This window comes from Streptomyces sp. NPDC050433 (assembly GCF_044458565.1).
Lineage (GTDB): Bacteria > Actinomycetota > Actinomycetes > Streptomycetales > Streptomycetaceae > Streptomyces.
The window spans coordinates 47,766-61,926 of record NZ_JBITIB010000007.1 but is presented as its reverse complement, the minus strand read 5'-3'; the positions used below and the strand labels follow the sequence as shown (position 1 = coordinate 61,926).

Sequence of the window (14,161 nt, the reverse complement as noted above, 5' to 3'; positions counted from 1 at the left end):
GCGCCGGCCGGTTCTCGGTCCGGTCACAGCTTGCCCCCGCGCCCGCCGTCGCGCCGCGCGGGTGCGATGAGCGTCGAGAGATACGGCAGCGCCCCGTGCTCCAACTCGGAGGCGGGCCGGATCGACTCCTCCGGCAGCCCGAGCGCCGACCCCCACACCGCGCCCTCCGTACGGCCCGTCTCCCGCAGCGCTGTGGAGACCTCGCCCGCCAGCCGTCCGAACTTGTACGCCACGACGGTGCCCGGACCGTTCAGCGCGTCCTTCAGTACGGAGGCGCCCGCCGTCACCGGTACCAGCGTCAACGGCTCGGTGCCCTCTGTCAGTACGGCGCCGCTGCGCGCCGCGAGATCTTGCATGGCGGTGATCCCCGGCACGGTCTCCACGACCGTCCCCGGCACCGACTCACCGATCGTCTGGGCGAGATAGGTGAAGGTCGAGTAGACGTTGGGGTCGCCGATCGTCGCGAACGCCACGCTTCCGTGAGGGTGCGCGCGCAGCAGACCGGCGACACGCTCGCCCGCCGCGTCCCAGGCGGCCTCGCGGCGGGCCCGGTCGCCGCGCTCGTTGAGCGCGAAGACGACGCGTACGACGCTCTCGGCGCCGACGTAGTGCAGCACGGTCGCCTCGGCCCGGCCGGGCTCCCCGCCGTCCGTACCGTCGGCCGCCGCCATCACGGGCACGACGACGACATCCGCCTCCCGCAGACACCGCACGCCCTTCACCGTCACCAGTTCGGGGTCACCGGGTCCCACGCCGACCCCGACGAGTCTGCCGCTCATGCCGTGCACCTTTCGACGAATCTCCGTGCCATGCCGGGCGCCGCCGCCCAGTGCGTATGCAGATAGCTCGCGTGCACGCCTCGCTGTACGAACCCCTCCACCCTGTGCTCGGGCCGCACCAGCCCCCAGGCGGGCGTCGCACCGGCCCCGGGTTCGAGCACCGTCCGGTGGAACTCATGGCCCCGCAACCGCGTACCTGAGGCCGCGAGGACGCTGTCCCCGACGGCGACGGCTTCCCGGTACCCGAGCGTCAGCCGCTCCGACATCCGCGCGTCGGCGTCCAGCACGCCACACATCGGCGCCCCGTCGAGCGACCGCGCCAGATAGAGCAGCCCGGCGCACTCGGCGGCCACGGGGGCGCCGGAGCGGGCCAGTTCGGCGACCTCCTTACGGAGGGGTTCGTTGGCCCCCAACTCGGCGGCGTACACCTCGGGAAACCCGCCGCCGATGACCAACCCCCTGGTTCCGGGAGGCAGTCGTTCGTCCCGGAGCGGATCGAAGACGACGACGTCGGCGCCGGCGGCGCGAAGCAGCTCGGAGTGCTCGGCGTAGGAGAACGTGAAAGCGGCCCCACCGGCGACGGCCACTCTCAGCCCCTCCGGCGCTTGAGGAGCGGGGTCCGGGGCGGAGCCCCGGTTGTGGGAAGGGGCGGGTAGGGGAACAGGCCCGCCGCAGGCGCCACCCTCCACCTCCCGCACCGCGTCCCATACCCCCACCTCCAAAGAAGGCGCACTGCGCGCAAGCGCCAGCAGCCCCTCCACGTCACACCCCATCCGCACCCGCTCCGCCAACCCCCGCACCACCCCCACCGCGTCGCCCCGCCGCTCCGCCACCGGCACCAGCCCCAGATGGCGCGACGGCGTCTCGATCTCGGCAGCACGCCGCAGTACCCCGAGCACCGGCACCCCCGACTCGTCCAGCGCCTCGCGCAGCAACTCCTCGTGCCGGTCCGACGCGACCTTGTTGAGGATCACGCCGCCGATCCGCACCTCCGGGTCCCACGACGCGAAGCCGTGCACCAGGGCCGCCACCGACCGGGACTGCGACGACGCGTCCACGACGAGCACCACCGGCGCCCGCAGGAGCTTCGCCACCTGGGCGGTGGACGCGAGTTCGCCCTGCCCGGCGGCGCCGTCGTACAGCCCCATCACGCCCTCGACCACGGCCACGTCGCAGCCCGCCGCGCCGTGCGCGAAGAGCGGGCCGATCAGCTCGGTACCGCACAGGTACGCGTCGAGGTTGCGGCCGGGCCGTCCCGTCGCCAGCGCGTGGTAGCCCGAATCGATGTAGTCGGGCCCGACCTTGTGCGGGGACACGGCGAGGCCGCGTGCGGCGAAGAGGGCCATCAGCCCGGTGGCGACGGTGGTCTTGCCGCTGCCGGAGGCCGGCGCGGCGATGACCAGACGTGGCACCGACACCCGTGAACCTGCGGAAACCGAAGGGGCGTTCACCACTCGATGCCCCTCTGCCCCTTCTGCCCCGCGTCCATCGGGTGCTTGACCTTCGTCATGTCGGTGACCAGATCGGCGAGTTCGACCAGCGCCTCCGGCGCGTTCCGCCCGGTGATCACGACATGCTGTGTCCCCGGCCGCTCCCTGAGCACCCGTACGACCTCGTCGGTGTCCACCCAGCCCCAGTGCATCGGGTACGCGAACTCGTCCAGCACATACAGCCGGTACGTCTCCGCCGCCAGGTCCCGCTTGACCTGCTCCCAGCCCTCGCGCGCCGCGTCCTCATTGGAAAGCTGCCTGTCGCGCTGCACCCAGGACCAGCCCTCGCCCATCTTGTGCCAGTCGACCGAACCGCCCTCGCCGCTCGCCCCCAGCACCTTCAGCGCGTGCTCCTCGCCCACCTTCCACTTCGCCGACTTGACGAACTGGAACACTCCGATCGGCCAGCCCTGCGTCCAGCCGCGCAGCGCGAGCCCGAACGCCGCCGTCGACTTGCCCTTGCCGATGCCCGTGTGGACCACGACGAGAGGGCGGTTGCGGCGCTGCCGGGTGGTGAGCCCGTCGTCCGGCACGACGGCCGGCTGTCCCTGTGGCATCAAGCGGCCTTCCTGTGTGCGCCCTGTGCGCCCTGTGGGCCCCGCGTGCCCTGTACGTCCCTGACCAGTCCCGCGATGCTGTCGGCGCGCAGCTCGTCGAGCGTGACGGCCGTCCCGCCCAGCTGACCCGCGAGCGCCACCGCGAGCCCGAGCCGTACCGGCCCCGACTCGCAGTCCACGACGACCGACGCCGTGCCCTCGGCGGCGTGCAGCCGCGCCGCGCGCGTACCGAGCGCCACCGGATCGGGCCCGCCCGTCGCCTGCCCGCCCGTCGCCCGCCCGTCCGTGACCACGACGAGCAGCGGGCGCCGCGCGGGATCGCGCATCCGCTCCACCCGCAGGACGTCGTGCGCCTTCAACAGCCCGGCGGACAGCGGGGTGCGCCCGCCGGTGGGCAGGGTCTCCAGCCGTACGGCCGCCGCGTCGACCGACGAGGTCGGCGGCAGCGCCACCGTGGCGTCCTTCCCACGGAAGGTGATCAGACCGACCTTGTCGCGCCGCTGGTACGCGTCCAGGAGCAGCGACAGCACCGCGCCCTTCACGGCCGACATGCGCTGCCGCGCGGCCATCGACCCGGAGGCGTCCACCACGAACAGCACCAGATTGCCCTCGCGCCCCTCACGGGTCGCCTGGCGCAGATCGTCACGCCGCACCACCAGCCCACGCCCCGAACGCCCGCGCGCCCGCTGATGCGGGGCCGCGGCCCGGATGGTCGCGGCCAGATGCAACTTGGTCAGCGCGCCCTGTGGCCGCCGCGCCCCGGTCGTACGGCCGTGGTCGGTACGGGCCCGCGAACGGCGCCCCGCCGCCCCCTCACCGAGACCGGGCACGCTGAGCGTCTTCGTACGGAAGGGCTCGTCGGCCCGTACGGCCGCCTGCTCACCGCCCCCGGCGGGCCGGCCGCCCTGCCCCTCCTCGGGCTGCGCGGGGGCCTCCGCCGTCTCCGCCGTCTCCGCCGTCTCCGCCGTCTCCGCGGAACCGTCCTCCGGCCCCTGGGGGCCCTCGGGGCCGTCCTGCGGCGGCTGCCCGCCCCCGCCGGGACCGTCGGGATCCGGATCGTCCTCGGGGGTGTCGTCCTCCCCGCCGAACTCCTCCAGTGTGTCGTCCAGCCTGTCCTCGTCCAGCCCCGGCGCGTCGAACGGATTGCGCCTCCTGCGGTGGGGGAGCGCCAGCAGCGCCGCCTGCCGTACGTCCTCGGCCAGCACGACCGTGCGCCCCGCCCACGCGGCGAGCGTCGTCGCCGTCCTGGCCATCACGATGTCGGCGCGCATGCCGTCCACCTCGAACGCGGCGCACGTCGCCGCGATCTGCCGCAGCGCGGCGTCCCCGAGCCGTACCTCGGGCAGCAGGGCCCGCGCGGCCACGATGCGTGCCCGCAGCTCGTTCTCCTCGCCGGCCCAGCGCGCGGCGAACCCGGCGGGGTCGTCGTCGTACGCGAGCCGCCGCCGTACGACCTCCACCCGCAGATCCGGCTCGCGCGAGGCGGCGACCTCGACGGTGAGCCCGAACCGGTCGAGCAACTGGGGCCGCAGCTCACCCTCTTCGGGGTTCATCGTCCCGACGAGCAGGAAGCGGGAAGCGTGCCGTACGGAGACCCCCTCACGCTCTACGTAGGAGGCGCCCATCGCGGCGGCGTCCAACAGAAGATCCACCAGATGGTCGTGGAGCAGGTTGACCTCGTCGACGTACAGCACTCCCCGGTGCGCGTCGGCGAGGAGCCCCGGCTCGAACGCCTTCACGCCCTCCGCCAGCGCCCGTTCGATGTCCAGCGCACCCACCAGCCGGTCCTCGGCGGCGCCGACGGGCAGTTCGACCACCCGCGCGGGCCGCGCCGTGCCGGAGCCCGCCTCGTGCGGCCCGTCGGGACAGGCCGGATCGGGCGCCGTGGGCGCGCACGAGAACCGGCACCCGACGACGACGTCCACTTCCGGCAGGAGAGCCGAAAGCGCGCGCACGGCCGTGCTCTTCGCGGTGCCCTTCTCACCGCGCACCAGCACGCCGCCTACGGCGGGGGAGACGGCGTTGAGCAGCAGCGCGAGCCGCAGGTCGTCCTGCCCGACGATCGCGGTGAAGGGGTACGGCGTACTCACAGTGCCTCCAAGGCGTGGGTCGGCGTGTTCGGCAGGTCCGGCGTCAGGGCCCTCACTCGCCGCCCCCCTCCAGATCGCCCTCCAGTTCCAGATACGTCGCCCGCAGCCGCTCCAGCGTCGCCTCGTCCGGCTCCGCCCACAGCCCCCGCTCCGCCGCCTCCAGCAGCCGCTCCGTGATCCCGCGCAGCGCCCACGGGTTGGACTGCCGCATGAACTCCTGGTTCTCCGGCGAGAACACGTACTCCGCCGACAACTTCTCGTACATCCAGTCGTCCACGACGCCCGCCGTCGCGTCGTACCCGAACAGGTAGTCCACGGTCGCCGCCATCTCGAACGCGCCCTTGTAGCCGTGCCGCCGCATCGCCGCCATCCAGCGCGGATTGACCACCCGCGCCCGGAACACCCGGTGCGTCTCCTCGCCGAGGGTGCGCGTCTTGATCTGGTCCGGCGTCGCGCTGTCACCCACGTACGCCTCGGGCGACTCACCCGTCAGATGCCGCACCATCGCGACCATCCCGCCGTGGTACTGGAAGTAGTCGTCCGCGTCGACCAGATCGTGCTCCCGCGTGTCGACGTTCTTCGCCGCCACCTTGATCCGCCGGAACGCCGTCTCCATGTCCCCGCGCGCCGCCCGCCCGTCGAGCCCGCGCCCGTACGCGTAACCGCCCCACACCGCGTACACCTCGGCCAGATCCGCGTCCGACTGCCAGTTCCGCGCGTCGATCAGCGGCAGCAGACCCGCCCCGTACGCGCCCGGCTTCGACCCGAAGATCCGCGCCGTCGCCCTTCGGCGGTCGCCGTGCTCCGCCGTGTCCTGATCGGCGTGCGCCCGCACGTAGTTGGTCTCGGCCGGCTCGTCCAGCTCCGCCACCGCCCGTACGGCGTCGTCGATCAGCCCCACCACATGAGGGAAGGCGTCCCGGAAGAAGCCCGAGATCCGCACCGTCACATCGATCCGGGGGCGCCCCAGCTCCGCCACCGGCACGATCTCGAAACCGGTGACCCGCCGCGACGCCTCGTCCCACACCGGCCGGCAGCCCAGCAGCGCCAGGATCTCGGCGATGTCGTCGCCCTGGGTGCGCATCGCGGACGTGCCCCAGACGGTCAGCCCCACCGACGCCGGATAGTCACCCGTGTCGGCCAGATAGCGGGCGACCAGGGAGTCCGCGAGCGCCTGGCCGACCTCCCAGGAGAGCCGGGACGGGATCGCCTTGGGGTCGACGGAGTAGAAGTTGCGGCCCGTCGGCAGGACGTTGACGAGCCCGCGCGTCGGCGACCCGGAGGGCCCCGCCGGGACGAAGCCGCCGTCCAGCGCGCGCAGGATGTGGTCGATCTCGTCCGTCGTACGGGCCAGCCTCGGTACCACCTCCGTACAGGCGAAGCCCAACACGGCCACCGCCGAAGGCAGTTCGTGGCCCAGTACCTCCCCGACCAGCGGGGCCGCCGCCGACAGCTCCCACCCCCGCTCCTCCATGCCCTCCGCGAGCCGCCGGCACAGCTGCTCCAGCAGATCGATCGCGTCCGCCGCCGACCGCGCCGGTCCCGCCACCAGATCCGTCAGCTCCACCGGCACCTTCACCGGTGCGCCGGGCTCGCCCAGCAACTCCTTCTCGACCAGCCCGAAGTGCTCGGCGAGCGCCGCCCGCAGACCCGGCAGCGCGTTCGCCGTGCCGCCCCACACCTGCGAGGCACGCAGCACGGCGAGCACCAGATTGACCCGCGCCTCGCCCCTCGGCCCGCCGCCCAGGATGTGCAGGCCGTCCCTGATCTGGACGTCCTTGATCTCGCAGAGGTAGCCGTCGACATGCATGACGAACGAGTCGAAGTCGTCGTCGTCCGGCTGCTCGTCCACATGCAGGTCGTGGTGGAGTTCGGCGGCCTTGACGAGCGTCCAGATCTGGGCGCGCACGGCCGGTGCCTTCGTCGGGTCGAGATCGCTGACCAGCGCGTACTCGTCGAGCAGTTGCTCCAGCTTGGCCAGGTCCCCGTAGGTGTCGGCGCGCGCCATCGGCGGCACCAGATGGTCCACGACCGTGGCGTGGCCGCGCCGCTTGGCCTGGGTACCCTCGCCGGGGTCGTTGACGATGAACGGGTAGACCAGCGGCAGTTCGCCGAGCACCGCGTCCGGGCCGCAGCCCGCCGACAGGCCGAGGCCCTTGCCGGGCAGCCACTCCATCGTGCCGTGCTTGCCCATGTGGATGATCGCGTCCGCGCCGAAACCGTTCTCCGCAGCCGCAGTCTCCAGCCAGCGGTACGCCGCCATGTAGTGGTGCGACGGCGGCATGTCCGGGTCGTGGTAGATCGCGATCGGGTTCTCGCCGAAGCCGCGCGGTGGCTGGATCATCACCACCACGTTCCCGAACCGCAGTGACGCCAGCACGATGTCGTCGCCGTCCACGTACAGCGAGCCCGGCGGCTCCCCCCAGTGCTCCCGCATGCTCGCGCGCAACTCCGGCTCCAGCCTGTCGAACCAGGCGCGGTAGTCGGCCAGCGGCACCCGCGCGGGCGCGACCGCCAATTGCTCCTCCGTCAGCCACTCCACGTCGTGGCCACCGGCGTTGATCAGCCGGTGGATCAGCTCGTCACCGTTGTCGGGGTGCGCGTCGGCGCCGTCCCCCACCGAGTAACCGGCGTCGCGCAGGGCGTCCAGGACCCGCACCGCGGAGGCGGGGGTGTCGAGGCCGACCGCGTTGCCGACGCGTGAGTGCTTCGTCGGGTACGCGGTGAAGACCACGGCCAGCTTCTTCTCCGCGTTCGGCTTGTGCGCCAGCCGGGCGTGCCGCACCGCGATCCCGGCGACCCGGCCGGCCCGCTCGGGGTCGGCGACGTACACCGGGACCCCGTCAGGGCCCTCCTCCTTGAAGGAGAAGGGGACCGTGACCAGCCGCCCGTCGAACTCCGGGATCGCGACCTGCATCGCCGCGTCCATGGGGGACAGCGCGGCGTCCGACGCGTCCCACGCGGCTCGTGACGAGGTCAGACAGAGCCCTTGCAGGACGGGCACGTCGAGGTCGGCGAGCGCCCCGATGTCCCACGCCTCGTCGTCGCCGCCCGCCGACGCGTCCGACGCGACCGTGCCGCCGGCGGCGAGCACCGTCGCGATCAGCGCGTCCGCAGCGCCGAGCCGCTCGTACAGGGCGGGATCGGCGCCGCGCAGCGAACCGCAGTACACCGGAAGGGCGTTGGCGCCCCGCTCCTCGATGCGGTCGCAGAGCACATCCACGAACGAGGTGTTCCCGGAGAGGTGATGCGCACGGTAGAACAGCACGCCGACGGTCGGCCGCCCTTCTACGGAGGCGCGTTCGCCGTGCACGCCCCACTCGGGCATCGCGCGCGGCGCGTCGAACCCCTCGCCGGTCAGCAGCACGGTGTCGGAGAGGAAGCGCGCCAGCTCCGCCAGGTTCTCCGGCCCGCCCTCGACCAGATAGCGCAGCGCCTCCGCCACCACACCGGCGGGCACCGACGACTCGGCCATCAGCTCCGCGTCCGGTACGGACTCGCCGCCCAGCAGCACGGTCGGTATGCCGGATGCGCGGAGCGCGGCGAGACCGTCCTCCCAGGCGCGCTTTCCGCCCAGGAGACGGACGACGGCGATCCGCGCCCCGGCGATCAGCGCGGGCAGGCCGTCGGCGGCGTCGACCCGCGTCGGGTTGCCGATGAGATACGGGGCGCCCGAGGCACGGGCCGCCAGCAGATCCGTATCGGCGGTGGACAGCAACAGCACAGTCGGGGAAGGGCTGTTGACAGGCACGGTGGTCATGGCGCTCCAGGTGCGATGAAGGGAAGTCCTGACGGGGCGCCCGACTCGATCAGCCGCAGCAGCGCGTCCGTGTCCGCGTGTTCTTCGATCAGATCTCCGAGGAGGTCGAGCTGCTCCTCGCGCAGGGTGGCGAACGAGGTGTCCGGGGCGGGCACGAAACGGCGCCCGGCGGCCCCGGCGACCTCGCGCAGGAAGGCCCGCCGGAAGCCGTCGCTCTCCAGCGAGCCGTGCCAGTGCGTGCCCCACACCGGTCCCACGCGCGTGCCGTCCAGGCGGCGGCCGGCGCCGTCGACGAGGAACGGATCGCCGCCTTCCACGGAGGCGACGCCGTGGTGGATCTCGTACCCCTCGACAGGCTCGCCCAGCGCTTGACCGACGGGCCGCGCCAGCGTCTTCTCGCGGGCGAACTCGACACGTACGGGCAGCAGTCCGAGCCCGTCCACGGCTCCGGCGCGGGACTCCACGTCGTCCTCGATGTGCTCGCCGAGGAGCTGGTAGCCGCCGCAGATCCCGAGGACGGGGCGGCCCTCGGCTGCGCGCCGCGACAGCCCGTCGGCGAGACCGCGCTCCCGCAGCCAGGCCAGCGCCCGCACCGTGCCGCGCGTACCGGGCACGATCACCAGGTCCGCGTCGGCGATCTCGTCGGCGCGGTCCACGAACCGCACCACGACGCCCGGTTCGGCGGCCAGCGCGTCCACATCGGTGAAGTTGGACATCAGCGGGACCGCGCAGACGGCGACCCGCAGGACCTGTTCTCCGTACGGAGGCGCCACCACCGACTCGCGTACGGCGCCGCGCAACGAGACCCGCAGACCGTCCTCCTCGTCGATGCCCAGGCCGTGCCGGAAGGGCAGCACGCCGTACGTGGCACGGCCGGTCAGCCCGCGCAGCATCTCCAGGCCCGGCTCCAGCAACGAGACGTCGCCGCGGAACTTGTTGACCAGGTAGCCCGCGACCAGCGACTGGTCCTCGGGGCTCAGCAGCGCCGTCGTCCCGAAGAAGGACGCGAAGACGCCGCCCCGGTCGATGTCGCCGACCACGACGACCGGCAGCCGGGCCGCCCGCGCGACGCCCATGTTCACGATGTCGGTACGCCGCAGGTTGATCTCCGCCGGGCTTCCGGCGCCCTCGCAGATCACCGCGTCGTACGTGCTCCGCAGCTCTTCCAGACAGTCCACGACCGTGCCCAGCAGGGTCTCCTGGCGGCCGGGCCCGGCACCGTCGCCGTGGTAGCCGCGGGCGCTCAGCTCACCCACCGGCCGCCCCATCAGCACCACTTGGCTGCTGCGGTCGCCGCCCGGCTTGAGCAGGACGGGATTCATCAGCGCCGTCGGTTCGACGCGCGCCGCCTGTGCCTGCATCGCCTGCGCGCGGCCGATCTCGGCGCCCTCGCGGGTCACGAACGAGTTCAGCGACATGTTCTGCCCCTTGAACGGCGCCACCTTCACGCCCCGGCGTACGAGCCAGCGGCAGATGCCCGCCGTGACGACGCTCTTCCCGGCGTCGGACGTGGTGCCCGCGACGAGCAGCCCGCCGCCGAGGGGCCTGCCGCCGCGCCGTTGCCCCCGCCCTCCGCTCATCGGCCCCTCCTCTTCAGGAGGTTGTCGGCCAGCAGCCGCCCGGCCACACAGACGCCGAGCGCCAGCACACCGACACGGCGCGACAGTCGGACGGCGCGCTCGATGTCGGCCACCTCGACCGGCCGGCCACCGCCGTTCAGCACCGGCCGGTGCTCGACCCGTCCGCCGTAGGCGAGGGTGCCGCCGAGCCGTACGCCCAGCGCGCCCGCGAACGCCGCTTCCACGGGGCCCGCGTTGGGACTCGGATGGCGGCCCGCGTCGCGCCGTACGGCGCGCAGCGCCCGAGCGGGAGCGCCGCCCGCCACGGCGGCCAGCGCGGCCGTGAGCCGGGCCCCCGGCCAGCCCGCCACGTCGTCCAGCCGCGCCGACGCCCAGCCGAAGCGCAGATGGCGCGGCGACCGGTGACCGACCATCGCGTCCAGCGTGTTGACGGCGCGGAACGCGGCCAGTCCTGGCACCCCGCCGAACGCGCCCCAGACCAGGGCTCCCACGACGGCGTCCGAGGTGTTCTCGGCGACGGACTCCACGACGGCGCGCGCGATCTGCTGTCCGTCCAGGCTCTGCGGGTCCCGCCCGCACAGATGCGGCAGCCGCTCCCGCGCCACCTCGACGTCCCCGGCCGCCAGCGCCCCGCCGACGGCGCGCGCCTCGCGCCCCAGCGACGTACCGCCCACAACGCTCCAGGTGACGGCGGCCGTCAGGGCCACGGACGCGGCCGTACGGCCCCGCAGCCCGCGCGCCACGAGCGCGGCCACTCCTGCCGTACCACCGGCGCACACAGCCGTGTGGAGCGCGCCCCAGCCCCGGTGGTCATGCCACAGCAGCCGCTCGACCGCGCCCGCGGCCCGCCCGAAGGCGGCGACCGGATGGCCGCGCCGGGGATCGCCGACGAGCCGGTCGAGGAGGAGACCGGCGGCGGCACCGTACGCGAAAACGCTTCCCTGGGCCGGTACTTCGCGGCCCGCCGAGGACTCGGCACGCATCGCTCAGCCCGCCGATACGCCTCGGGAAGCTCTCGGAGGCCATGGAGGTCTCGTACTCACAGCTCTGGACGCGACAGCTGAACCGCAGCCGGGCATGGCGACATGTCCTCACTCAGGGTCCGCGCCCTGGTTCGACGTGATGCGGCGACAAGAGTTCCTGGCTCCCGGAGACATGGCTGTCTCCGGTCACAGTGGCGGGACCGCGCCGGATTCGCACCGGCTTCCTCTCGCTGTCGCCGTATTGGCCTCGGCAGTCCACCATGCGCGCGAATCCCCGTCAACCAGGCTTTGACCTGCGGCGGGGCAGTGTGCTGAGGCCCACACGAGGTGGGTGGGCGAACGCGGTGGAGGGGGTGGCCCGTACGGGCCACCCCCTCCACCGCGTTCGATCGCGCCGCGTCAGGCGACGATCATGTAGATCCCGTACGACACGGCCGCCAGGCACAGGGCGAAGCAGACGTACGCGCCGCTGCGGGCCAGCGCGCCGGAGCCGGTGGTCCCCTTGGCCGCGCTCCCGGTGCCCGCGCTCCCGGCGGGTGCCGCGCTCTTCGAGAGCCCGACGATGCCCAGGGTGAACAGGCCCACCAGAGCGACGGTGGTCACGAGACTGACGCCGAAGACGGAGCCGAGCGCCGCCCAGTCGATGTTCATGCGGAATGTGTCCTTAGCTTCATCGGGAGCTTCATCGGGCCACTGATGTCAGACGGCCGCGGGCCGGGCCGGTTCGGCGGTGGGTTCGGCGCCGGCTTCCGCGGTGCCCGAACTCGCCGCCGGGGCCGGGATGGTGGCGGCGATCTCCGGCGCCGGACCGCCCACGGGGGGCGGGGTGACGGGGGCGACGGCCGCTTCGGCGGGCTCGTCCGCCGCGTTGACGTTGGTGTGGTCGACCGGCCGGCGGCGCGACGCGAACCAGATGACCGCCGAGAGCACCACGAGCAGCGTGGCCGTGACCGCGATGCCCCACGAGCCCTGCTTGGTCAGGAACTCGGCGCCCGCCGCGACCAGGCCGGCGGCCGGCAGCGTCAGCCCCCAGGCCACGAACATCCGGGTGGCGGTCGACCAGCGGACGACTCCGCCCTTGCGGCCGAGGCCGGCGCCCATCACGGCACCGGAGCAGGACTGCGTGGTGGAGAGCGAGAAGCCCAGGTGCGACGAGGCGAGGATGACGGTCGCCGCGCTGGTCTGCGCGGCGAAGCCCTGCTGCGGGCGGAGGTCGGTGAGGCCCTTGCCCATGGTGCGGATGATGCGCCAGCCGCCGAGGTAGGTGCCCAGCGCGATGGCGACACCGGCGGAGACGATGACCCACATCGGGGGGTTGGAGCCGGGGGCGAGGACGCCGCCGGTGACCAGCGCGAGGGTGATGACACCCATGGTCTTCTGCGCGTCGTTGGTGCCGTGGGCGAGGGACACGAGGCCGGCCGACGCGATCTGTCCCGCACGGTAACCCTTCGCGGTGTCCTTCTCGTCCGTGTTGCGGCCGATGCGGTACGTCAGCCGGGTGGCGAGCATCGCGGCCAGACCGGCGACCAGCGGCGCGGCGAGCGCCGGGAGCAGGACCTTGGTGACGACGACTCCGCCGTTGACTCCCGAGGTCCCGACAGACATCAGCGTGGCGCCGATCAGGCCGCCGAAGAGAGCGTGGGAGGAGCTGGACGGAAGGCCGAGCAGCCAGGTGAACAGGTTCCACAGGATGGCGCCGACGAGCGCCGCGAAGATCACTTCCGTTCTGATGCCCTGTTCGTTGATGAGCCCGCCGGAGATGGTCTTGGCGACCTCGACCGACAGGAACGCGCCGACGAGGTTGAGCACGGCGGACATCGCCACCGCCGTCTTGGGTTTCAGGGCGCCGGTCGAGATGGTCGTCGCCATCGCGTTGGCGGTGTCGTGGAAACCGTTCGTGAAATCGAACACGAGAGCCGTCACGATCACGATCGCGAGCAGCAGCGTGATGTGTTCCATTTACCCAGGCAATCGTTTGACGTCATTGGCCGTTCAGGAACGTAGGGAAACAGAGTGAACGGAAGATGAACTGGGGCGGGCGCTGCGGTGTCTCTCAATAGGGAGTGGTCCTTCCGCTTGTGAGCGGGCGTGCGGAGTATCGAACTCCTGAGGCCCGGAGCCGAGACATTTCACTCGAACGTGGACCTAGCGAACCGCCGTGAGTCACCTGGCAGGATCGCCGCATGACCGACACCGGACACGAGCGCGAGCGCACGCAGGAATCAACGCACGAACGCACGCGGGGACACGAGCACGGGCAGGCGATCGAACAGGCCTGGCGGGACCTCGTCGCCACCGCCCGCCGCAGCGCGGCAGACGGTCTGGTCGTCGGCACCTCGGGCAATGTGTCCGTACGTGTCGGGGAGCTGGTCCTCGTCACCCCCAGCGGGGTGCCCTACGACCGGCTGACGCCCGCGGACACCGTCGCCGTCGACCTCGAAGGGCACCAGGTCATCGGCCGCCTCAAGCCCACCAGCGAACTGCCGATGCATCTGGAGGTCTACCGGAACGCGGACGCCGGCGCCGTGGTGCACACCCACGCTGTGCACGCCACCGCCGTCTCCACCCTCGTGCCCGAACTCCCCCTGATCCACTACATGGCGGCGGACTTCGGCGGCCCGGTCCAGGTCGCCCCGTACGCGATGTACGGCACCGACGCCCTGGCCGAGAACATGGTGCGCGCGCTGCGCGACCGCACCGGCTGTCTGCTCCAGAACCACGGCACCGTCACCTACGCCGACACCCTGGACAAGGCGTACGACCGCACGGCCCAGCTGGAGTGGATGTGCAGGCTCTGGCTCACCGCCGGCTCCGTCCCCGGCCACACGCCGAGCCTGCTCTCCCGACAACAGGTGCGGGACGTCCAGGAACAGCTCAAGGGTTACGGTCAGCGCGGCTGACCACGCGCGCGCGTAAGGGCCG

Annotated in this window: 10 protein-coding genes and 1 riboswitch; of the genes, 1 reads left to right on the top strand and 9 read right to left on the bottom strand. The window is 72.7% G+C overall.

Annotated elements, in window-relative coordinates; all coding sequences use genetic code 11:
* Positions 1-23 precede the first annotated feature (23 nt).
* From cobI to ACIBLA_RS10740, 9 genes are all read right to left on the bottom strand, one after another.
* Positions 24-779 carry a precorrin-2 C(20)-methyltransferase gene (cobI, locus tag ACIBLA_RS10780; RefSeq protein WP_399198389.1) on the bottom strand — a complete coding sequence of 252 codons (756 nt, stop codon included), beginning with the start codon at positions 777-779 and terminating at the stop codon, positions 24-26.
* On the bottom strand, positions 776-2,197 hold the full coding sequence (locus tag ACIBLA_RS10775; protein WP_399198388.1) for a cobyrinate a,c-diamide synthase: 1,422 nt from the start codon (positions 2,195-2,197) through the stop codon (positions 776-778). Before ACIBLA_RS10775 ends, cobI begins: the two co-directional genes overlap by 4 nt.
* A 29-nt stretch (positions 2,198-2,226) precedes the next feature.
* Positions 2,227-2,826: a cob(I)yrinic acid a,c-diamide adenosyltransferase gene (gene cobO / locus ACIBLA_RS10770; RefSeq protein ID WP_363241494.1), complete on the bottom strand. Its 600-nt coding sequence runs from the start codon at positions 2,824-2,826 to the stop codon at positions 2,227-2,229.
* Positions 2,826-4,916, bottom strand: coding sequence for a putative cobaltochelatase (locus ACIBLA_RS10765; protein WP_399198387.1), 2,091 nt, complete (start codon positions 4,914-4,916; stop codon positions 2,826-2,828). The genes cobO and ACIBLA_RS10765 overlap by 1 nt, the downstream gene beginning before the upstream one ends.
* 52 nt (positions 4,917-4,968) lie before the next feature.
* A complete protein-coding gene (gene cobN, locus ACIBLA_RS10760) occupies positions 4,969-8,676 on the bottom strand; it encodes a cobaltochelatase subunit CobN (RefSeq protein WP_399198386.1) in 3,708 nt (1,235 codons plus the stop codon).
* Entirely contained in the window at positions 8,673-10,256 is a 1,584-nt protein-coding gene (locus ACIBLA_RS10755) for a cobyric acid synthase (protein WP_399198385.1), read from the bottom strand. Before ACIBLA_RS10755 ends, cobN begins: the two co-directional genes overlap by 4 nt.
* Entirely contained in the window at positions 10,253-11,239 is a 987-nt protein-coding gene (locus ACIBLA_RS10750) for a cobalamin biosynthesis protein (RefSeq protein ID WP_399198384.1), read from the bottom strand. Before ACIBLA_RS10750 ends, ACIBLA_RS10755 begins: the two co-directional genes overlap by 4 nt.
* Positions 11,240-11,390: 151 nt before the next feature.
* Positions 11,391-11,467: riboswitch (cobalamin riboswitch) on the bottom strand.
* Positions 11,468-11,638: 171 nt separating this feature from the next.
* Entirely contained in the window at positions 11,639-11,890 is a 252-nt protein-coding gene (locus ACIBLA_RS10745; protein WP_363245806.1) for a hypothetical protein, read from the bottom strand.
* 48 nt (positions 11,891-11,938) lie between these two features.
* Complete coding sequence (locus ACIBLA_RS10740) at positions 11,939-13,198, bottom strand: inorganic phosphate transporter (protein ID WP_363245807.1); 1,260 nt, start codon at positions 13,196-13,198, stop codon at positions 11,939-11,941.
* 224 nt (positions 13,199-13,422) lie between these two features.
* Between ACIBLA_RS10740 and ACIBLA_RS10735 the strand changes: the two genes are divergently transcribed.
* Complete coding sequence (locus ACIBLA_RS10735; protein ID WP_363245808.1) at positions 13,423-14,139, top strand: class II aldolase/adducin family protein; 717 nt, start codon at positions 13,423-13,425, stop codon at positions 14,137-14,139.
* Positions 14,140-14,161 lie beyond the last annotated feature (22 nt).